The 21,084-nt window shown below is 69.4% G+C and carries 18 protein-coding genes; 10 read left to right on the top strand and 8 right to left on the bottom strand.

The genetic code is table 11. The features are described from left to right. Nucleotides 1-203: 203 nt before the first annotated feature. From cydC to Q5696_RS04140, 5 genes are all read right to left on the bottom strand, one after another. On the bottom strand, nt 204-1,919 hold the full coding sequence (cydC, locus tag Q5696_RS04160; RefSeq protein WP_305093962.1) for a thiol reductant ABC exporter subunit CydC: 1,716 nt from the start codon (nt 1,917-1,919) through the stop codon (nt 204-206). Continuing rightward, a complete protein-coding gene (gene cydD / locus Q5696_RS04155; protein WP_305093961.1) occupies nt 1,909-3,621 on the bottom strand; it encodes a thiol reductant ABC exporter subunit CydD in 1,713 nt (570 codons plus the stop codon). Before cydD ends, cydC begins: the two co-directional genes overlap by 11 nt. 1 nt (nt 3,622) lies before the next feature. Beyond that, on the bottom strand, nt 3,623-4,642 hold the full coding sequence (gene cydB / locus Q5696_RS04150; protein ID WP_305093960.1) for a cytochrome d ubiquinol oxidase subunit II: 1,020 nt from the start codon (nt 4,640-4,642) through the stop codon (nt 3,623-3,625). Nucleotides 4,643-4,651: 9 nt separating this feature from the next. Next, entirely contained in the window at nt 4,652-6,154 is a 1,503-nt protein-coding gene (locus Q5696_RS04145) for a cytochrome ubiquinol oxidase subunit I (RefSeq protein WP_305093959.1), read from the bottom strand. A 156-nt stretch (nt 6,155-6,310) separates the two neighbouring features. After that, complete coding sequence (locus tag Q5696_RS04140) at nt 6,311-7,171, bottom strand: aminodeoxychorismate lyase (protein WP_305093958.1); 861 nt, start codon at nt 7,169-7,171, stop codon at nt 6,311-6,313. Between the two features lie 78 nt (nt 7,172-7,249). Here Q5696_RS04140 and ygfZ point away from each other — a divergent pair, with 78 nt between their 5' ends. The 3 genes from ygfZ (at nt 7,250) to Q5696_RS04125 (ending at nt 9,784) form a co-directional block, all read left to right on the top strand. After that, nucleotides 7,250-8,389 carry a CAF17-like 4Fe-4S cluster assembly/insertion protein YgfZ gene (ygfZ, locus tag Q5696_RS04135; protein WP_305093957.1) on the top strand — a complete coding sequence of 380 codons (1,140 nt, stop codon included), beginning with the start codon at nt 7,250-7,252 and terminating at the stop codon, nt 8,387-8,389. A 52-nt stretch (nt 8,390-8,441) separates the two neighbouring features. Continuing rightward, nucleotides 8,442-9,437, top strand: a complete 996-nt coding sequence (locus Q5696_RS04130) for an asparaginase (RefSeq protein ID WP_305093956.1) — start codon at nt 8,442-8,444, stop codon at nt 9,435-9,437. 146 nt (nt 9,438-9,583) lie between these two features. After that, a complete protein-coding gene (locus Q5696_RS04125) occupies nt 9,584-9,784 on the top strand; it encodes a DUF3073 domain-containing protein (protein ID WP_305093955.1) in 201 nt (66 codons plus the stop codon). A gap of 189 nt (nt 9,785-9,973) precedes the next feature. Here the strand turns inward: Q5696_RS04125 and purM are convergent, their stop codons facing one another. From purM to Q5696_RS04110, 3 genes are all read right to left on the bottom strand, one after another. Continuing rightward, a complete protein-coding gene (gene purM / locus Q5696_RS04120; RefSeq protein ID WP_305093954.1) occupies nt 9,974-11,053 on the bottom strand; it encodes a phosphoribosylformylglycinamidine cyclo-ligase in 1,080 nt (359 codons plus the stop codon). 146 nt (nt 11,054-11,199) lie between these two features. Further along, nucleotides 11,200-12,789, bottom strand: a complete 1,590-nt coding sequence (gene purF / locus Q5696_RS04115; protein WP_305093953.1) for an amidophosphoribosyltransferase — start codon at nt 12,787-12,789, stop codon at nt 11,200-11,202. A 120-nt stretch (nt 12,790-12,909) separates the two neighbouring features. Beyond that, a complete protein-coding gene (locus Q5696_RS04110; protein ID WP_305093952.1) occupies nt 12,910-13,296 on the bottom strand; it encodes a sterol carrier family protein in 387 nt (128 codons plus the stop codon). Between the two features lie 94 nt (nt 13,297-13,390). On the opposite strand from Q5696_RS04110, the gene Q5696_RS04105 reads away from it, so the two are divergent. The 7 genes from Q5696_RS04105 (at nt 13,391) to Q5696_RS04075 (ending at nt 21,065) form a co-directional block, all read left to right on the top strand. Then, a complete protein-coding gene (locus tag Q5696_RS04105; protein WP_305093951.1) occupies nt 13,391-14,398 on the top strand; it encodes a LysR family transcriptional regulator in 1,008 nt (335 codons plus the stop codon). 203 nt (nt 14,399-14,601) lie between these two features. Continuing rightward, the gene (locus Q5696_RS04100; protein ID WP_305093950.1) at nt 14,602-15,918 is read left to right on the top strand and encodes an MFS transporter; all 1,317 of its coding nucleotides are present in this window, start codon (nt 14,602-14,604) and stop codon (nt 15,916-15,918) included. Next, the gene (locus Q5696_RS04095; RefSeq protein ID WP_305093949.1) at nt 15,915-17,105 is read left to right on the top strand and encodes a CaiB/BaiF CoA transferase family protein; all 1,191 of its coding nucleotides are present in this window, start codon (nt 15,915-15,917) and stop codon (nt 17,103-17,105) included. The genes Q5696_RS04100 and Q5696_RS04095 overlap by 4 nt, the downstream gene beginning before the upstream one ends. Nucleotides 17,106-17,151: 46 nt before the next feature. Next, a complete protein-coding gene (locus tag Q5696_RS04090) occupies nt 17,152-18,300 on the top strand; it encodes an acyl-CoA dehydrogenase family protein (RefSeq protein ID WP_305093948.1) in 1,149 nt (382 codons plus the stop codon). A 36-nt stretch (nt 18,301-18,336) separates the two neighbouring features. Continuing rightward, nucleotides 18,337-19,101, top strand: a complete 765-nt coding sequence (locus tag Q5696_RS04085; protein WP_305093947.1) for an SDR family NAD(P)-dependent oxidoreductase — start codon at nt 18,337-18,339, stop codon at nt 19,099-19,101. Continuing rightward, the gene (locus Q5696_RS04080) at nt 19,098-19,874 is read left to right on the top strand and encodes a crotonase/enoyl-CoA hydratase family protein (RefSeq protein ID WP_305093946.1); all 777 of its coding nucleotides are present in this window, start codon (nt 19,098-19,100) and stop codon (nt 19,872-19,874) included. Before Q5696_RS04085 ends, Q5696_RS04080 begins: the two co-directional genes overlap by 4 nt. A gap of 30 nt (nt 19,875-19,904) precedes the next feature. Beyond that, the gene (locus Q5696_RS04075) at nt 19,905-21,065 is read left to right on the top strand and encodes a thiolase family protein (protein ID WP_305093945.1); all 1,161 of its coding nucleotides are present in this window, start codon (nt 19,905-19,907) and stop codon (nt 21,063-21,065) included. Nucleotides 21,066-21,084: the final 19 nt, after the last annotated feature.

Genomic DNA, 21,084 nt, shown 5'->3' with positions numbered 1-21,084 from the left:
CGTTTCAGGTCTGCGTTCACCGAACCGCACATACAGGCGAATGCCGTCACATCATGACACGCTGCCGAACGTTCGTTCAAGTTGTGCCACCGCAGATGAGAGGCACTTTTTCGCCCCCGGAACCCGTAACACCGCCTCGTCACGCGACGATCGTCGGCAAAATTGGAACACGTTTCAAGGTCGACGCCGAGTCGTCCGCCGCGTCAGAACCGACCGACCTGCACGTTCCCGCCCTCGTCTGCGATCGGGGAACCGCCACTGCAGACCGCCACCACCCGGTCGGCCCGGGTTCCCGCCGGCAACTGGTGCGTGACGAGAACCACTGTGCGCCCCTCGTCGACCAGCGTGGACCGGCGGTCGAGCAGCGCCGTCAGGATCGCGTCGCCGTCGGCGGCGTCGAGATGCTCGGTCGGTTCGTCGAGCAGCAGCACCCGCGCCGGCGACACCAGCGCCCGAGCCAGCAGCAGTCGCCTCCGCTGCCCGCCCGAGATCGCGCGCGCCCCACCGGCGAGCGGAGTGTGTACGCCCCGCGGCAACCGGGTCACCCACTCCCCCAACCCCACCGTGTGCAGCGCGTCCCGGGCCTCGTCCGCCGTGAGGTCCCCGCGGGACACCCGCAGATTCTCGAGCACCGACGTGTCGAACACGTGCGCGTCCTCCGCGAAGAAGCCGACGGCCCTGCGCAACTCGTCGGCCCGGAACCGGTCGAGCGGTGTGCCGTCGACGGTCACCTCGCCGGCGCGCGGCGGCAACAGCCCGGCCAGGGTCATGAGCAGTGTCGTCTTGCCCGCACCGCTCGCCCCGACGATCGCGATCCGGGCACCCGGTGACACGTCGAGATCCAGCGGCGCCGTCACCCGCTCACTGCCCGGCCAGCCACAGCGCACGTCGCGGGCAACGAGACCGACCGGGTCGGACAGGGTTTCGGTTCCGTCGACCGCCGGCTCCCCGGCCCGGTCCACGAGCGCCATGATGCGCCTCGCCGCGATCCGCGCCCGGGTCAGCGCCAGCGCCGCCGCGGGGAGCGCCGAGGTCGCCTCGAACGCGGCCAGGGGAACCAGCACGAGAATCGCCAGCGACATCGGCGTCATACCGCCGGGGGCGCCGCCGTCCGGTCCGTAGAGACCGATACCGATGAGCAGCGACCCCAGCACGCTCGCCCCGATCGCCAGCGGGGTCGCGGCGGCCGCGAACGCGGCCGGCAGCGCCGCCCGGTCGGTGGCCTCCACCGCGTCCCGGTTCACGGTCTCCGCATCGGCGAGGACGTCGTCGAGTCGGCCCGCGACGCGCAGTTCCGCCGCGTGGTCGAGCGCGGTCACCGCGGTCTCGCTGAACTGAGCTGCGGCACCGGCGCTCTCGTCCTCGGCGAGGTGCGCGGCTCGCGCCGACAACCACGGCGCCAGCACCCCCGACACGGCGAGCGCAACCGCCAGCACGACGGCCGCGGCCGGGGAGACGAACGCCAGCAGCGCCACCGCGCTCACCGCCAGGATTGCGCCGACCGCGATCGGAATCAGTGCACGCACCACTACGTCGCCGAGAGTGTCGATGTCGGTGCCGGTGCGCGACAACAGGTCTCCGCGTCGCAGGCCGGCTGCAGCAGCCGGGTCGCCGTCGGCGAGGCGGCGGTAGATCAGGGTGCGTGCCGACGTGGTCCCGCGCAGTGCGGCGTCGTGTGTCGCGAGTCGTTCGAGGTAGCGGAAGATGCCGCGGGAGATGCCCAGTGCGCGCACCGCGACGACTGCGACGGTGAGATCGAGGACGGGCGGCATCTGCCAGGCCCTGGTGATGAGCCATGCCGACAGGGCCGCGAGCGCGAGCGCACTGCCGAGGGTTGCTACGCCCGCCGTGATCGCTGCGAGGACGCGGCGTGGTTCGAGTTCGAGCAGGCGGATCGCCCGCAGCAGGTCACGGTTCATCGGTCGTCTCTCCGGAATGCCGTGCCCGGACCTCGATCACGCGGTCACCGGCCGCCAGCACGGTGGGCCGGTGACCGACCACGACGACGGTCCGTCCGGCGTCTGCAAGTGCGTGCAGCGATGCGAGCACGGCGCGTTCGGTGCCGTCGTCGAGGTGGGCGGTGGGTTCGTCGAGCAGCAGCACGGGCCGGGGTGACACGAGCAGCCGGGTCAGGGCGAGCCGCTGCCGTTGCCCGAGCGACAGGCCCAGCCCGCCGACGCCGACGACGGTGCTCCAGCCGTCGGGCAGTTCGTCCAGGACGGTGTCGAATCCGGTGGCTCGGCAGGCGTCCCGGACGGCGCCGGAGTCCAGGTCGGTGTCGCCGGTGAGGGCGAGGTTCTCCACCAGGGTGCCCGGGACGATCACGGGATGCTGTGGCAGCCAGGAGATCTGCGCCCACCAGCGGTCCGGGTCGAGTTCGTCGACGTCGATGCCGGCGACGCGGACGGTGCCGCTGTCGGGCACGGTGAGCCCGAGGATCGTGTGCAGCGCAGTGGTTTTGCCGGATCCGTTGGCTCCGGTCAGCACGGTGACGGTACCCGGGCGGCAGGACGCGTCGAGTCGGTGCGGGGCCGCCCCGGAGCGGGAGTCGACACTCACCCCGTCGAGGTCGATCACGGCGCCGTCGGCGTCGACCGTGGCGGTTCCGGACCGCCGCTCTCGTGGGGACTCGTCGAGCACCCCGAACGCCTTGGTGGCGGCTGCGAGTCCGTCTTCGGCGGCATGGAACTGGGCGCCGACCATGCGCAGCGGTAGATACACCTCGGGGGCGAGGACGAGTGCGATGATGCCGGGTTCGAGTTCCATGTTCCCGAACACCAGGCGCAGGCCGATGCTGACGGCGATGAGCGCCACGGACAGCGTCGCGAGCATCTCGAGCACCATCGACGACAGGAACGCCACCCGCAGCGACGACATCGTCGTCTTCCGGTGGGCGTCACCGAGTTCCCGGACGCGGGCAGCCGGCCCGTGTTCGCGGCCGAGGGCCCGCAGGGTGGGCAGGCCGGCGATAAGGTCGAGCAGTTGCGCCGACAGCCGGGTCAGTGCGGTGAGGGTCCGGTCCGCTTTTCCCTTCGTCAGCAGCCCGATGAGGATCATGAACACCGGGATCAGGGGCAGTGTGACGACCACGATCAGGGCCGACGTGGTGTCCTGGAGGAGGATGACGACGAACGTGGCCGGGGTCAGTGTGGCGGCCAGGACGAGTGCCGGCAGGTAGCCGGTCAGGTACGGGGCGAGGGCCCGCACACCGCGGGTGAGGAGGGTGGCGATCTCGTCGCGCCGAGGGTCCAGGTCGCGCGGCGACATCGCGGTCGCGGCCCGCAGCACCTCCGTCTCGAGTTCGGCGACGACACGGTTGGACGAGCGGTGCGCGTAGCGGGCGTGCAGCCACGCCGCCACCACCCGGACCGCGACGGCCACCGCGAGCCACACCAGGTCGGTGCGCCAGTCGGCGAGCTGCCGGCGATCGGATGTGATGACGCCGGCGAGAATCCGTCCGATGAGTACCGCCGAGACGATCACCATCGCGACGTTCACCGTCGACAGCACGACGGTGAGGGTCAGGTAGCCGCGCGCCGATGCCGAGTACTTCCAGATCCGGGGGTCGACCGGCCCCGCCCGGCGCGGGGCCGGGACGGGCCGGTCGGTGGCAGTGCTCATCTCACTTCCCGACCGGGAGACCGATCGACGGCGGAATGTGCTTGGTGGAGATGCGCTTCCGGAACACCCAGTACGTCCATCCCTGGTAGATCAGGACGATCGGGGTGAGGATCACCGCGGCCCAGCTCATCACCTTCAGCGTGTACGGGCTGGACGACGCGTTGTCGATCGTGAGACTGAACGCCGCATCGGTCGTCGACGGCATCACGTTCGGGAACAGCGACGCGAACAGCAGCACGCTCGTCGCGACGATCGCCACGGTGGTGAACACGAATGCCCAGCCCTCGCGTTCGACACGGGTCAGGAACACGACCGCGACGACGGCGATCGCCGCGAGCGCCACCAGGATCCACGTCCAGCTCTTGCCGTACGCCAACTGCGTCCACAGTACGAATCCGCCGGCGATGGGCACCGTGGGGATCGCGAGCTTCTTCGCCAGGTCGGCGGCGTCGACGTGGACGTCGTCGGCGGTCTTGAGGGCGATGAACACGGCACCGTGCAGCGCGAACACGAGGGCGATGGTGATGCCGCCGAGCAGCGCGTACGGGTTGAGCAGATCGAACAGGCTCGAGGTGACCTTCTTGTTCTCGTCGATCGCGACGCCGCGGACGATGTTCGCGAACGCCACACCCCACAGGACGGCCGGGACCCAGGAGCCGATCATGATGCCCAGGTCGGCGCGGCTGCGCCAGCGGTCGTCGTCGATCTTGCCGCGCCATTCGATCGCGACGATCCGCAGGATCAGCGCCACCAGGATCAGCAGCAGCGGCAGGTAGAAGCCGGAGAACAACGTCGCGTACCACTCCGGGAACGCCGCGAACATCGCGCCGCCGGCGGTGATGAGCCACACCTCGTTGCCGTCCCACACGGGGCCGATGGTGTTGAGCAGTACGCGACGTCGGGTGTCGGTTCTCCCGAGTACCCGCAGCAGCATGCCGACACCGAAGTCGAAGCCCTCGAGCACGAAGTAACCGGTGAAGAGCACCGCGATGAGAACGAACCAGAATTCCTGCAGTCCCATGACGCTCTCCTAGTACGCGAACGACAGTTGGTCTTCGGACTCGGAATCGTCCGGTCCGCCGGGCTTCGGGCCGGTGCCCGGCGGGTGCACGTCGTGCTCGGACGGTCCCGCGATGGTGTAGCGCCGGATCAGGTAGAACCAGACGACGCCGAGCGCCCCGTACAGCAGCGTGAACACGATCAGCGACGTCAGCACCGTGCCCACCGCATGATCGGAGACGCCCTGGTCGACCATCAGCCGGATCTGGTCGACGCCGGTCGGGTTGGGGTGCACCACCCACGGCTGGCGGCCCATCTCGGTGAAGATCCAGCCGGCGCTGTTCGCGAGGAACGGTGTCGGGATCGCGACGAGGCACAGCCACTTGAACCATTTCTGGTCGGGGATGCGGCCGCGGCGGGTGACCCACAGCCCGGCCAGTGCGAGCGCGAGGGAGCCGACGCCGAGGCCGATCATCGCGCGGAACGACCAGTACGTGACGAACAGGTTGGGCCGGTAGTTGCCGGGACCGAACTGATCCTCGTACTGCGCCTGCAGATCCTCGATGCCCTGCAACGTGACGCCCTCGAACTTGCCCTCGGCGAGGAACGGCAGGATGCCGGGAACCTTCAGCACGTGCGTGACGCTGTCGCAGTTGTTGTGCGTGCCGACGGTGAGGATCGAGAAGTCCGGATCGGTCTCGGTGCGGCACAACGATTCCGCGGACGCCATCTTCATCGGCTGCTGCTCGAACATCAGCTTGCCCTGGATGTCGCCGGTCGCGATGAGTCCGATACCGGACACCAGCATCACGATCATGCCGAGCCGTGCAGCGGGACGGAACATCTCGCGGGCGTCGCGCACCATCGTCTCGGACTCGGCCGGGGCCGCGGTCTTGGACTTGCGCATGTTGCGCACCATCCACCAACCGGCGATGCCGACAATGAACGTCGCGGCGGTGAGGAACGCGCCGGCGACGGCGTGCGCGAATGCCGCGATCGCGGTGTTGTTGGTGAGCAGCGCCCAGATGCTCTCGAGTTCGGCACGCCCGGTCTCCGGGTTGTAGCGCGCGCCGACGGGGTGCTGCATGAACGAGTTTGCGGCGATGATGAAGTACGCCGACGCGTTCACACCGATCGCGACCAACCAGATGGTCGCGAGGTGCACGAGTTTCGGCAGCCTCGTCCAACCGAAGATCCACAGGCCCAGGAACGTCGACTCGAGGAAGAACGCGATCAGGCCTTCGAGGGCGAGCGGCGCACCGAACACGTCACCGACGAAGCGGGAGTATTCGCTCCAGTTCATGCCGAACTGGAATTCCTGGACGATGCCGGTTGCGACACCGATCGCGAAGTTGATGAGGAAGAACTTGCCGAAGAACTTGGTGAGGCGATACCAGTGGTCCTTCTTCGTGACCACCCACATGGTCTGCATGATCGCGATCAGCGGTGCCAATCCGATCGTGAGTGGAACGAAGATGAAGTGATAAACGGTGGTGATACCGAACTGCCACCGAGAGACGTCCAAGACATCCATGGCTACTCCGAAAAGTCGACCCGCAGGACAGGCATCGGGGTCGAGGCGTGGGTATCCACCCGATCCCTGGTCACAAGCTACTGCGGGGTCGGTCTTCCTCGCAGCAGTTCGCTACTACGCAATGTAGTAGACAAAGCGGATCGAAACCATCCGGGGTCAGCCGAGCCCGACCGTCTCCACCGCCAGTTCGACGAGCGACGCCACGTCCTCCGCGGCCGGCGACGGGCGCAACGCCAGCCCGTCGAGGGTATGCACCCGCGCCGCCAAGGTGACACTCGAGATGAGCCAAATACCTTCCGCTGCAATGAGATCGGACGGAAGAAGGGGGGCGTACTCGCACGTGTAACCCTTGTCCGGCGCCACCTCGAACAGGGCCTTCTGCGTGGTGCCGGCAAGGATCGACTGCCCCGGCGGCGGAGTGATCAACGTCTTACCGCGAGCAATGACGACAGACGACCGCGGGCCCTCGAGAATCCGTCCCTCACTGCTCGTGAAGACGACATCGTCCGCCCCCTGCGCCCGCGCGTGTCGCAGGGCCGCCATGTTCGTCGCATACGACAGCGTCTTCGCCCCCACCAGCTGCCACGGTGCGGTCGCCGACAGGTCGACGGAGTAGCCACGCGGCAACGTGATCGCCGCGACGCCGTCCCGGCGGGCCTGCAGGACCCGCTCGGCGACAGGCCCCACGGTGACGAACGCCGTCGGCGCCCCACCACCCTCACGGCCCCGGCTGAGCACCAACCGCATCCAGCCCTCCCGGTCGCTCCCCCACTCGCGGGACGCCGCCTCGATCGCCCGCACCCACAGGCCCCGGCCCGGCCACGGCAACTCGAGCGCCCGCGCCGACGACTCCAGACGATCCAGGTGCAGGGCCGGTTTACACACGCGGCCGTCACGGACCAGCAGTGTCTCGAACACGCCGTCACCCCGCACGACGGCGAGATCGTCCACGGTCAGCAGCGGCGCGTCGGCGTCCCGCACCTGTCCGTCCAGCGTCACCAGCACCTGCTCTGCCATGCGCACCACCCTATCGAGGACCGTCGAACCGACCGGTCCGGCGACACGGCCCCGACACGACCGGTTTCCGCTCCTAGAATGGGGGGCGTGGCCGACACTCCGCTCGTTGCATCCAGTCCACTTCTCACCACGCCCGGTGCCGTGCCGCCGCCCGAGGGGTCCCCGGACACCGGGGTCGCCTGGCACTACGGCGATCCGTTCGCCGAGCAGCGCGCCGCCACCGGGGCCGTCGCCGTCGTCGACCGCTCCCACCGGTTCGTCGCCGCGATCGCCGGCGACGAACGACTGACGTGGCTGCACACCGTCTCCAGCCAGCACGTCGCGTCCCTCCCGGACGGGGCGAGCGCCGAAAACCTGAGCCTGGACGTCAACGGCCGCGTCGAGCACCACTGGGTGCAGACCGACCGCGGCGGCGTCACGTGGCTCGACACCGAGGCCGAGCGCGGCCCCGACCTGCTGGCGTTCCTGCAGAAAATGGTGTTCTGGGCGAAGGCCGAACCTCGCGACGGCAACGAGATGGCCGTCCTGAGCCTGCTCGGCCCCGACGCGTCGTCCCTCACGATCCGAGGCGCCCTCGGCATCGACGCACTGCCGGACACCTACCGGGCCGTCGCACTGCCCGGCGGCGGATTCGTGCGACGCATGCCGTGGCCGACGGCCGACTCGTTCGACCTGCTGATCCCGCGCACCGAACTGGTGAGCCGGTGGACGGCCCTCACCGCCGCCGGTGCCCGCCCGGCCGGATCGTGGGCGTTCGAGGCACTGCGGGTGGCCGCCTACCGGCCGCGGATCGGCGTCGACACCGACGAGCGCACCATCCCGCACGAGGCCGGCTGGATCGGCGGCCCCGACGAACACGGCGCCGTCCACCTCGACAAGGGCTGCTACCGCGGCCAGGAGACCGTCGCCCGCGTCCACAACCTCGGCAAGCCGCCCCGGCACCTGGTGATGCTGCACCTCGACGGCTCCGCCGACGGCCGGCCCGAGACCGGCGAACCGGTGACCGCCGGCGGGCGCGCCGTCGGCCGGCTCGGCACCGTCGTCGACCATTACGAGTGGGGTCCGATCGCGCTGGCCCTCGTCAAACGATCGGTGCCCGCCGACACCGACCTGACCGCCGGCCCGTGCGCCGCGTCGATCGACGCCGACTCGATGCCGCTGCACGACGAGGTCCAGGCGGGGCGGGAAGCCGTCGAACGACTGCGCGGGCGCAGGTAGCGGGCAGGGGTCAGCGGGCAGCGGGCAACTCGTCCGGAACGGAGGTGGCGTCGTGAGCGTCGAACTGGTGGAGGTCGTCCGATCCGGTTTCCGCGAGTGCGTGCACCGTGGCTCGCTGGTCGCCCTGGCCCCGGACGGCACGCCACTTTTCGCGCTCGGCGAGGTGCACACCCCGATCTACCCGCGGTCGACGAACAAGCCGCTGCAGGCCGTCACGATGCTCCGCCACGGCTTCGAGCCCGCCTCGGACGCCGAACTGGCGATCGCGTGCGCGTCGCACGACGGCGAACCCGAGCACATCGTGCTCGTCGAGCAGTTGCTGCACCGCCACGGTCTCGACGAGTCCGCCCTGCGGTGCCCACCCGAGCTGCCCGGCAACGAGACCGCCCGCGCCGCGGTCGTCGCGGCCGGTGGGCCACCGCGGGCGATCGCCATGAACTGCTCCGGCAACCATGCCGCACTGCTCGCCACGTGCGTCGTCAACGGCTGGCCGCTCGACTCGTACCTCGACCCCACGCACCCGCTGCAGCAGACGATCGTCGACGCTGTCTCCGGGGTCGACGGCGACACCGACACCGAACTGGGCATCGACGGCTGCGGGCTGCCGATCGTCCCACTGCCGCTGGCCGCCCTCGCCCGCGCCTACACGACGCTCGTGACCGCCGCACCCGGATCCCCGGAGCGGGCCGTGGCGGACGCGATCCGGGCCCATCCTCGGCTGGTCTCGGGGACCGGGCGGGACGACGCCCGCCTGATGCCCGCAGTGCCGGGACTGCTGTGCAAGACCGGCGCCGACGGCGTCCACGCCGGCGCCCTGCCCGACGGCACCGCGTTCGCTCTCAAGATCGACGACGGCCACGAGCGGGCCCGGCTCCCGCTGACCGCGGCGCTCCTGCACCGTCTCGGCGTGACGTGGACCGAGGACCGTGCGGCGCTCGCATCGCAACCGGTGTTCGGCGGCGGGGCCAGGGTCGGCACCGTACGCGCCGTTCCCGATGTGTTCCAGTCTGCAGAAAGCCCGGATAGCACCAGTTCACACCCCCTCTGAGACAAAACAGACACTGCCGGGGGCGCCACGTGGGAGCGGAACAGACTTTTCCACGCTAGAGTGTTGGGCAGGACAACATTCAACACTCACGCGGGGCCGCCACCTTTTCCCCAGGCCGCCCCGCGAAAAGCGCGAGGGGGTCAGCCATGGGCCGCGGCCGGGCTAAGGCAAAGCAGACCAAGGTTGCACGGGAACTCAAGTACAGTTCTCCGTCCACGGATTTCGACAGCCTGCAACGAGAGCTCTCGGGCAACTCGTCGCGAAACGGCGTCCTCGCAGATCAGCGCTCCGATACGGAGAGTCGCTCCCATTGGGAGGACGACGACTACGACGACTGGCGTCGCTGAGCGTCGAACCGATAAGTCTGAAACACACCCTGTGAGGGGGAGCCAATCGCGGCTCCCCCTCAACAGTGGTATGCCGGATTGCATCCGGGGCGTCCCCCCGAATCCGGGCAGACGGTTCGTCGGCATCCGTGAAACACGAAACGTCCCCAGCCCTCCGCAGAGGGCCGGGGACGTTTCGTTTCGGTCGACTCAGAAGCGCGGGTGATCACCCAGCAGCAGAGCACGCGCCGCCTCGGCATCCGACGCCTTCTTGACGGTGCCGAGCGTCCAGCAGTCGATGTGGCGGGCGGTGAGGACCGCGAGCGCCCGATCGACGTCCTCGGGCGCGACGATCGCGACCATGCCGACGCCCATGTTGAACGTCGCCTCCATCTCGGCGCGCTCCACGCGACCACGCTGCGCGATCATCGTGAAGATCGGGGCCGGGCTCCACGTGCCGCGATCGAGCTCGGCGACGAGGCCCTTCGGCATGACGCGGGCGAGGTTGTTCGCCAGACCGCCACCGGTGACGTGGCAGAAGGTGCGCACATCGGTCTCGGCGGCGAGCGCCAGGCAGTCCTTGGCGTAGATCTTGGTCGGCTCGAGCAGCTCCTCGCCGAGGGTGCGACCGAACTCGTCGACATGCCCGGTCAGCGGCATACGGCCGATCTCGAGCAGCACGTTGCGGGCCAGCGAGTAGCCGTTCGAGTGCAGACCCGACGCCCCCATGCCGATGACGACGTCACCCGGGCGGACCCGGTCCGGGCCGAGCACCTGGTCGGCCTCGACGACACCGACACCCGTCGCCGAGATGTCGTAGTCACCGTCCGCCATCACACCGGGATGCTCCGCCGTCTCACCACCGAGCAGCGCACAGCCGGCCTGGATGCAGCCCTCGGCGATACCACCGACGATCTCCGCGACCCGCTCCGGCACAACCTTGCCGACCGCGATGTAGTCCTGCAGGAACAGCGGCTCCGCGCCGCACACCACGAGATCGTCGACGACCATCGCGACCAGGTCGAGACCGACCGTGTCGTGCTTGTCCATCGCCTGCGCAACAGCCAGCTTGGTGCCGACACCGTCGGTGGACGCGGCCAGCAGCGGCTCCTTGTAGCCGCCCTTGAGCGAGAACAGTCCGGCGAACCCGCCGAGGCCGCCCATGACCTCCGGGCGGCTGGCCTTCTTCGCAAGCGGGGCGAACAGCTCGACTGCCCGGTCGCCCGCTTCGATGTCGACTCCGGCGGCGGCGTACGAAGCGCCCTGCGTGCGGGTACTGTCCTCGGTCATCGGTTTCTGGCTCCAGCCTTGATTTCAGGGAACGTCTCGACTGCCGCAACTCACGGCAGCCGCGCATACGTGTACACGCGCAATCAGCTCGATTGCGCTCCTACGCTACCGGAGTCCGTCACGGGCTCCGGTAGCAATCGTGCGCTCTAGGGGCGGGACAATGCGTCCGCGTTGTCGTTGCCGTGCGGGACCGCTCCGGCATCGGCGGCCGCGGCGGACTCCAACATCCCCTCGAGGACGTTCTTGCCCACACCGGCGGTCGGCAGCGCGATCGGGTAGTCACCGTCGAAGCACGCCTTGCACAGCCGGCTCGTCGGCTGCTCCGTCGCCGCGACCATGCCGTCGATCGAGATGTAGCCGAGCGAATCGGCACCGATCGACCGGCGCACCCCCTCGAGCATCTCCTCGAACGTGTCGTTGATACCGCTGCCCTCGGCACCGTTCGCGATCAACTCGGCGGGCGACGCGAAGTCGATGCCGTAGAAGCACGGCCACTTCACCGGCGGGGAGGCGATCCGCACATGGATCTCCAGGGCGCCGGCCTCGCGCAGCATCCGGATCAGGGCGCGCTGCGTGTTGCCGCGCACGATCGAGTCGTCGACGACGACGAGACGCTTGCCGCGGATCACCTCACGCAGCGGGTTCAGCTTGAGCCGGATACCGAGCTGGCGAATGGTCTGCGACGGCTGGATGAAGGTGCGGCCCACGTAGGCGTTCTTCATCAGACCCTGGCCGTACGGGATACCCGAACCCTGCGCGTACCCGACCGCGGCCGGGGTGCCGGACTCCGGCACCGGGATCACCAGGTCGCCGTCGGCGGGATGTTCCTTCGCGAGACGGCGGCCGATCTCGACACGCGTCGAATGCACCGACCGCCCCGAGATGACGCTGTCCGGGCGCGCCAGGTACACGAACTCGAACACGCAGCCCTTCGGCTCCGGGTTCGCGAACCGCGACGACCGGACACCGTCCGCATCGATCGCGAGCAGCTCACCGGGCTCGATCTCGCGGACGAACGACGCACCGACGATGTCGAGCGCGGCGGTCTCCGACGCGACGACCCAGCCGCGATCCAGGCGGCCCAGGCACAGCGGGCGGATACCCCACGGGTCCCGCGCCGCGTACAGCGTGTGCTCGTCCATGAACGTCAGGCAGAACGCGCCGCGCAGCGTCGGCAGCAGCGTCATCGCGGCCTGCTCGAGGGTGCTGTCGGCGGCGGCGTGCGCGAGCAGCGCACCGACGATGTCGGAGTCCGACGTCGCGGCACCGGGACGCTTGTCGTTGATCAGACCGGCCTCACGGGCCCGCTGTGCAAGCTCCGCAGTGTTGACCAGGTTGCCGTTGTGGCCGAGCGCCACACCGGTGCCGGCGGCGGTGGTGCGGAAGATCGGCTGTGCGTTCTCCCACGTCGTCGAACCGGTCGTGGAGTAACGGCAGTGGCCGATGGCGACGTGCCCGGGCATCGCGCCGAGGGTCTGCTCGTCGAACACCTGACTGACCAGGCCGAGATCCTTGAACACCAGCACCTGCGAGCCGTCCGCGACGGCGATACCGGCCGCTTCCTGGCCACGGTGCTGGAGGGCGTAGAGCCCGTAGTAGGTGAGCTTGGCGACGTCCTCGTCCGGCGCCCAGACGCCGAAGACGCCACACTCCTCACGAGGTTCGTTCTCGTCCTCGTCCGGGGCGGTCGTTGCGAGAAGATTCCGACTGTTGACCGACAGATCGGCACGAGTCACGGCAGGCGCTCCCTTAGGGGATTCGGTGTGGGGGGGCGTGCCCCATTCTAACGACCGCGATCACATCGATCGACCTTCGGTACGTCCGATCACCCCGATGCGACGACCGTCACACGCAGATCACAGGCGTAGCAGCGGCAGCCAACGACCGATCTCCCCGGCCCGGCCACCCGACGCGTCGAGACTTCCGGCGGCGACAGCGTCGTCGAATCCGAGGAGCCCGGTCACCAGCAGCAGCCAGGTGAAGGGGTCGGTCTCGACGACGTTCGGCGGCGTCCCACGCGTGTGCCGGGGACCCTCGATGCACTGCACCGCGACGAACGGCGGCACCCGCACCTCGACGCTCGACCCCGGCGCGATCTGCTCGAGGGTGCGGGCACTCGACCGGACCGCGGCGGCCAGTTCGGCCCGGGCCGGCTTCTCGTCGACCTCCCCCCGCAGCCACGGCCCCACTGCGAGCAGGGCGGCACGGAGTTCGGCGGGGTCGACGGCACGACGGGGCGGCATGGGCACGGAATCTAGCGGAAACCACCGACGTCGGCGCCGTCCCCGCACGATCCGTCCACGGGCCCACGATTGTGAGGCGGCCTACATTCTTCGCATGGACCTGCGCCAGATGGAGTACTTCCTCGCCGTCGTCGACTGCGGTGGGGTGACCCGGGCAGCGGAACGGCTGCATGTCGCACAGCCCTCTCTGTCACAAGCGGTGCGCAAGCTCGAGAAAGACCTCGACACCGAACTCTTCCACCGCGTCGGGCGCGGACTGGTCCTCTCCCCCGCCGGGGAGGCCCTGGTCGGCCCGGCGCGCGCAATCCTGCGGGAGGTCCAGGCCGCCGAGAACGCGGTACGCGACGTAGCTGCCATGCGCGGGGGCCGGATCGACATCGCGTCGCTCTCGGACCTGTCGTCGGACCCCCTGTCCGTGTGGGTGGCCAAGTTCCGCCGCCTCTATCCGGACATCCGTTTCCACATCGAGGAACGCGACGCGACCGCCGACGTCGTGGCACTCGTCAAATCCGGCGCATGCGAACTCGGCATCCTCTCGCTGCCGCTGCCGACCGAGGACGTCGAAGGCGAGGCCCTCATCGAGCAGCGCCTGGTCCTGGTGTGCCCGCCCGGCACCGACGCACAGTGGCCCGAGCACGTCCCTGTCGCGCGGTTGTCCGGTGTCCCGTTCGTGCTGGGTGAGCGGGGCACGGCGACACGCGACTTCATCGAGCGATCCCTCCGCTCGAACGGCGTCGAACCCGAGGTCGCAGTGGAGGTGCGTCAGCGCGGCGCAGTGCTGCCGATCGTCCTTGCGGGCGGCGGGGTGTCGATCGTCCCGTTGCGCAGTGGACTCGACGCCCTGCTGCGCGGTGGTGTGGTGCGCGAGTTGTCCCCGCCGATGACCCGGCAGATGGGCGTGATCCGTCGATCCGGGCGGACGACGCGGGCTGCGACGGAGTTCCTCGCTTGCGCCCGAGCGTCTTTCGAGGATTTCGCGCAGTCGATCGCCGCCCACATGGCGGAGGGGATGTCGCTGGTCGAGGCCGCCAGATCGACCCGCGACGAGAGCGACGCCGCGATGCGCGAGGAGAACTGTCGACGGGACACACTCGACTCATAGGCAATTGCAGTACATTTCCTACCTTTTTCGTCTTTGACTCTATTGATCCAGCGGCTTTGAATCATGTGCAGTAAGTCACATGCCGCACTGCAAGCAATGGCCGTCACATCTGAGGTCGGCAGCGAGGTCGGACCGCGACCGCCTCGCACGACCCGGCCAGTGCGCACTGTGAGCCGTTCCGATCGTCCCCGAAAGGGGCACACATGTCAGAGACCACACTGCCGGCGGCAGCACCGTCGGTCGCTCCCTCGAAACCGACGAGCACGAGGCGAGCCTGGATCATCATCGGCCTGCTCGTCCTCTTCATGCTGATCAACCATGCGGACAAGTCCGTCATCGCCTTCGCGGGCGTGCAGATCCAGAAGGATCTGGGGTTGAGCTCGCAGCAGTTCGGGCTCCTGCAGAGCAGTTTCTTCTGGCTGTTCGCGGCGGGCGCGCTGTTCTTCGGCTGGCTCTCCTCGCGAGTGAGCCTCCGATGGTTGCTCGCCGGCCTGATGCTGACCTGGGTCGCAACGATGGTTCCGCTACTCGGCACGGTCAGCTTCGGCGTCCTCATCGCCTGCCGAGTGATCCTCGGGTTCGCCGAGGGCCCCGCGTTCGCACTGGCCAACCACGCCGCACACTCCTGGTTCCCGCCGGAGAAGCGGGCGATGGCGGGAGGCTTCGTCTCCGCCGGCGCCTCGATCGGCACCCTGATCGCAGCACCCACACTCACCTTCATCATCGCCCGGTGGGACTGGCACGCCGCGTTCTACGTGCTCATCGCGATGGGCATCCTGTGGGCGGCGGCCTGGCTGCTGCTCGGCCGCAGCGCGGGTGACAGCAGCGCGGCTCCGGTCTCCACGGTCGTGGTCGAGACCGTCGACGCCCCGTACAGGACGATCCTGAAGACCGGCACCGTGGTCGGCATCGCGGTACTGATGTTCAGCTCGTACTGGTCCACCACCCTGAAGATCGCCTGGCTGCCCGTCTACCTCCAGGAAGGCCTGGGTTACGACACCGCCACCACCGGCCGGCTCATGATGCTGCCGTACGGGCTCGCCGCCGTCGGCGCCATCGGGGCGGGCTGGATCTCCGGCCGTCTGATCTCGCGGGGCGTCTCCCGCCGGGGCGCCCGCGGCTACTTCAGTGCGGCGCTCGTCGCCGGCGCCGGAATCTCGATGGCCGGCTTCACGCTGCTGCCCCAGGGCGGACTTCAACTGGTCCTCATCACACTCGCCTTCTCGCTGAACACCGCAGCCTTCGGTGTCGCACTCTCGGCAATCGCCGACGTCGTCGCGGCCAAGAAACGCGGCATGGTGCTCGGCATGCTCTCGGCGGTCGCGAGTATCTCCGGAATGGTGGCGCCGCTCGTCCTCGGCTTCGCCGTCGGCTCGTCCGTCGACAAGATCACCGGCTACGCGATCGGCTTCCAGTCCAGCGGCGCCCTGATGATCGTCGGCGCCGTCGTCGCGGTCTTCCTCGTCAACCCCGAACGCGACATCGCCGTCATCCGCCGTCGCACCGAAGGAATCTCATGATCGACAAGCCCCTGGACGGCGTCCGCGTCGTCGACTTCGGACAGTTCATCGCCGCCCCGGCCGCCGCACAGATCCTCGTCGACCTCGGCGCCGACGTCGTCAAGATCGAACCACTGCACGGCGAATCCGCACGCGGCATCGGGCCGCACGGCGAGGCGATGGTCGAGAACTACAACCGCGGCAAGCGCGCGATCGCGCTCGACCTCAAGGACCCGCGAGGCCGGCGGATCGCCCGCGAACTGATCGCCCGCGCCGATATCGTCGTGCAGAACCTGCGACCGGGGGTCATGGACTCCCTGTGCCTGGGCGCGGACCGGATCCGCGACGAGCACCCCCACCTGGTGTACGCCACCGTCAGCGGCTTCGGACTGCACGGCCCGTCCCGCACCCGCGCCGGCCTCGACATCGCGGCGCAGGCGGAGAGCGGCCTCATGTGGGTCACCGGCGAGGCCGGCGGGGAACCACAGAAGATCGGCGCCCAGATCGTCGACGCCGCAACCGCATACGTGTGCGCCCAGGCCATCCTCGCGGCCTACATCCGGCGCCTGCGCACCGGCGAGGGCGACACGATCGAGGTGTCGCTGCTGGACGTCGCGCTCCACCTGCAGGCCCCGAACTGGGGCGCCTACCTCGCCACCGGCGTCGAACCGGTCCGGATGGGCAACGGCCAGCCCACGGTGGCCCCCGCCGCGGACATCATGCCCACCAGCGACGGCAGCATCGTGGTGTCCGCGTACTCCGAGGTCCACTTCCGGCGGCTGTGCGGACTGCTCGGGCGACCGGAACTCGCCGACGATCCCCGGTTCGCGGACAACCCTGCGCGGGTACGGAACCGGCCCGCGCTGCTGGCCGAACTGCACAGCGCATTCGCCACGATGACCAGCGCCGAGGCGATGGAGATGCTCACCGGGAACGGGGTCGTCGCGGGACGGATCAACACGTACCCGGAGGCGATGCGCAGCCCCGACGTCGAGGCCTCCGGGCTCTTCATCGAGGTCAGCCGCCCGGACGGGGTCAGCACCACCGCGCTCGGCACCCCGTGGCATCTGGCGAGCATCCCGAAGACCTCGTCGGCGGGTGCACCGGCCCTCGGCCAGCACACCACCGAGATCCTGCGCGAACTCGACTACTCCCCCGAGACGATCCGCGATCTCGCGGCCGGCCGTGTCGTCGGCCTCGCACGCTGACGCCCGCCGACCTTCTTCCCCCTCATTCTCGTTCGAAGGAAACACCATGCAGCGCACCATCTTCACCGAGGACCACGACGCCTTCCGCGACTCGGTCCGCCAGTTCATCGCCAAGGAGATCACCCCGAACATGCCCGAGTGGGAGGAGGCGGGCTGCATCCCCCGTGACTTCTACTACAAGACCGCGGAGATCGGCATCAACGGCCTCCAGGTGCCAGAGCAGTACGGCGGCGGCGGGATCGAAAGCTTCCTGTTCAACACCGTCGTCTACGAGGAGATCGGTTACGCCGCAGCCTCTCTCGGCGGCTTCCAGGTGCACCTGAACACCGTGCTGCCCTACTTCCTCGAGTATGCCGACGAGGAGCAGCGCGAGCGCTGGTTCCCCGGTTTCGCCGACGGCAGCCTGGTGAGCTCGATTGCGATGACCGAACCCGGCATCGGCTCCGACCTCGCCGGCGTCGCCACCACCGCGGTCCGCGACGGCGACGACTACATCCTCAACGGCAACAAGACGTTCATCACCGGCGGCATCGGTGCCGACCTGGTGATCGTGGTGGCGCGTACCTCCAAGGACGACGAGAACCGCCGTAACGGCCTGTCGCTGTTGGTCGTCGAGTCCGGCATGCCCGGGTTCATCCGCGGCCGGAACCTGCACAAGATCGGGATCAAGTCGTCCGACACCGCGGAACTCACCTTCGACAACGTCCGCGTGCCCGCGGCCAACCTGCTCGGCGAGGAGGGTGGCGCGTTCGCGATGCTCGGCCACAACCTGCCGCAGGAGCGGCTGTCGATCGCGATCACCGCACAGGCCACCGCCACCGCCGCGGTGAACCTCGCCCTCGACTACGCCCGGGAGCGCCAGGTGTTCGGCAAGCCGCTGTCCAGCTTCCAGAACACCAAGTTCGTGCTCGCCGAGTGCGCGACCGAACTGCAGGCCGCGCAGTCGATGATCGACCAGGCACTGGCCGCCCTGGACGCACGCACCCTCACCCCGGCCGACGCCGCGAAGGTGAAGCTGTTCAGCACCGAGATGCAGGCCCGCGTCATCGACAAGTGCCTGCAACTGCACGGCGGGTACGGCTACATGACCGAGTACCCGATCGCCCGCCTGTACACCGACGCCCGCGTCACCCGGATCTACGGCGGCACCAGCGAGGTCATGAAGAGCGTGATCTCGAAGTCGTTGGGAATCTGAGCAACCCACCCGAAACGCAGCGAAGGATCCACCCCCATGCAGATCAAGGACATCAACGCCGTCGTCACCGGCGGCGCCTCCGGACTCGGCCTGGCCACCGCCACGCGACTCGTCGAATCCGGTGCCACCGTCACCCTTCTCGACCTACCGAACTCGGCGGGCGCCGAGCAGGCCGAGGCACTCGGCCCCGCCGCACGGTTCGTGCCGACCGACGTGACCGACTCCGACGCCGTGGCAGCGGCTTTCGTCTCCGCCGCCGAACACGGACCGGTGCGGGCCGTGGTCCACTGCGCCGGCCGCGGACGGCCCATGCGCATCCTCACCAAGGACGGCAGGGCCGCGGACCTCGAGCCGTTCGAGTCCGTCATCCGGCTCAACGTCATCGGCACCTTCAACGTGCTCCGGTACGCGGCCGAGACGATGGCCGCCAACGATATCCGCGACGGCGACCGAGGTGTCTGCGTCCTGACGGCCTCGGTTGCCGCCTACGAGGGCCAGATCGGGCAGATCAACTACGCCACCTCGAAGGCCGGTGTGGTGGGCATGACCTTGCCCGCCGCCCGCGACCTCGCCGGCGTCGGCATCCGGGTCTGCACCATCGCCCCCGGTGTCTTCGCCACACCGTTGCTGCTGAACGCCCGCGACGACATCCGCGACGCGCTGGCCGCGTCGGTCCCGCATCCGCAGCGGCTCGGTGAACCGATCGAGTTCGCTTCGCTCGCAACGCACATCATCGAGAACGGGATGCTCAACGGCGAGACGATCCGGCTCGACGGCGCGATCCGGATGGCACCCCGATGACCACCGACGAGCAGTCACCGGTCCGGGTCGAGCGTCGCGGCCCGATCCTGGTCATCACGCTGGATCGGCCGCAGGCCCGCAACGCCGTGAACCAGGCGGTGTCCCAGGCCGTTGCGGCAGCGATCGACCTGCTCGAGACCGATCCGGACCTGTACGTCGGCATCGTGACCGGCGCGGGCGGCTACTTCAGCGCCGGCATGGACCTCAAGGCGTTCCTGCGCGGCGAGAGCCCCCGGATCGAGGGCCGCGGCTTCGCCGGGCTCACCGAGGCCCCGCCCGGCAAACCCCTGATCGCCGCGGTCGACGGTCCCGCCCTGGCCGGCGGCTTCGAGATGGCGCTCGCCGCCGACCTGATCGTGGCGTCGTCGAACGCGGTCTTCGGCCTTCCCGAGGTGCGTCGCGGCCTGGCCGCCGCCGCCGGCGGGCTCACTCGGCTGCCCGCGCGGGTGCCGCGGGCCGTCGCCCTCGAACTGGTGCTGACCGGAAGAAACGCCACCGCAACGGAATTGCACCACCACGGGCTGGTCAACCGTGTGGTGCCGGACGGGCAAGCACTCGACGCCGCGCTGGAACTGGCCACGGAGATCGCGGCCAACGGCCCGCTCGCGGTCCGGGCGAGCAAGCGCGTCGTCGACGAATCGGCGTCCTGGGCGCCGGACCAGGCGTTCGCCCGCGCCCGCGAGATCGTGATGCCGATCTTCGCCACGAACGACGCGCGCGAGGGCGCGACCGCGTTCGCCGAGCGCCGTACCCCGGTCTGGACGGCGTCGTGACCGCCCGGACCCAGCGACAAGGAGAGAACCATGCGTGACGCAGTAGTGGTGGAGGCCGTCCGGACGCCGATCGGGCGCCGGAAAGGCAGCCTCGCCGACATCCACCCCGTCGACCTGTCGGCGACGGTGCTGAACTCACTGATCGAGCGGGTCGGGCTGGCACCGGACGTCGTCGACGACGTCGTCTGGGGCTGCGTCGGCCAGGTCGGTGAACAGGCCGGCAACATCGCCCGCAACACCGTGCTGGCCGCGGGCTGGCCGGAGCAGGTGCCCGGCACCACCGTCGAACGGCAGTGCGGATCGAGCCAGCAGGCACTGCATTTCGCCGCGGCCGGGGTGATCGCGGGCCAGTACGACGTCGCCGTCGCCGGCGGTGTCGAGTCGATGACCCGGATCCCGATGGGCTCGGCCCGGCGCGTCGGTCTCGGCGACCCCAACAGCGACGCGCTCAAGAACCGCTACGACGGCCACGAGTTCAACCAGGGCCGCGGCGCGGAGATCCTCGCCGACCGGTACGACCTCGGCCGGGCCTGGCTGGACGAGTACAGCCTCCGGTCCCACCAGCGGGCCGCGCAAGCGATCGACGAGGGGCGTTTCGATGCCGAGATCGCGCCGGTGCTGCTCGCCGACGGCAGCAAATTCACCACCGACGAGGGGGTGCGGCGGGATTCGACGCTCGACAAGCTCGGCCAGCTGCCGACACCGTTCGCCGAGGACGGCCGGGTCACGGCCGGCAACGCCTCCCAGATCTCGGACGGCGCATCGGCCCTGCTGGTGATGACCAGCGAACGCGCACGGCAACTGGGTCTGACCCCGCTGGCACGGATCCACACCGCGACCGTCGTCGGCGACGACCCGATCACCATGCTCGCCGGCCCGATCCCGGCCACCGAGCGGGTACTGCAGCGGGCGGGCCTGAGTCTGGGCGACATCGACGCCTTCGAGGTCAACGAGGCGTTCGCGAGTGTCGTCGGCGCCTGGCTGCGGGCGACCGGCGCCCCGGAGGACCGGGTGAACGTGAGCGGCGGTGCCATCGCGATCGGGCACCCGCTGGGTGGTTCGGGTGCCCGCCTGGCCACCACGCTCGTGCACCACCTGAGCGCGAACGGCCTCCGGTACGGCCTGCAGACGATGTGCGAGGGTGGCGGCATGGCCAACGCCACTATCTTCGAAAATCTCAGCGGGCGCTGACGTCCCACCACCGACGAGG

It is taken from the genome of Prescottella sp. R16 (genome assembly GCF_030656875.1).
Lineage (GTDB): Bacteria > Actinomycetota > Actinomycetes > Mycobacteriales > Mycobacteriaceae > Prescottella.
This window is presented reverse-complemented; position numbering and strand designations above follow the sequence as displayed.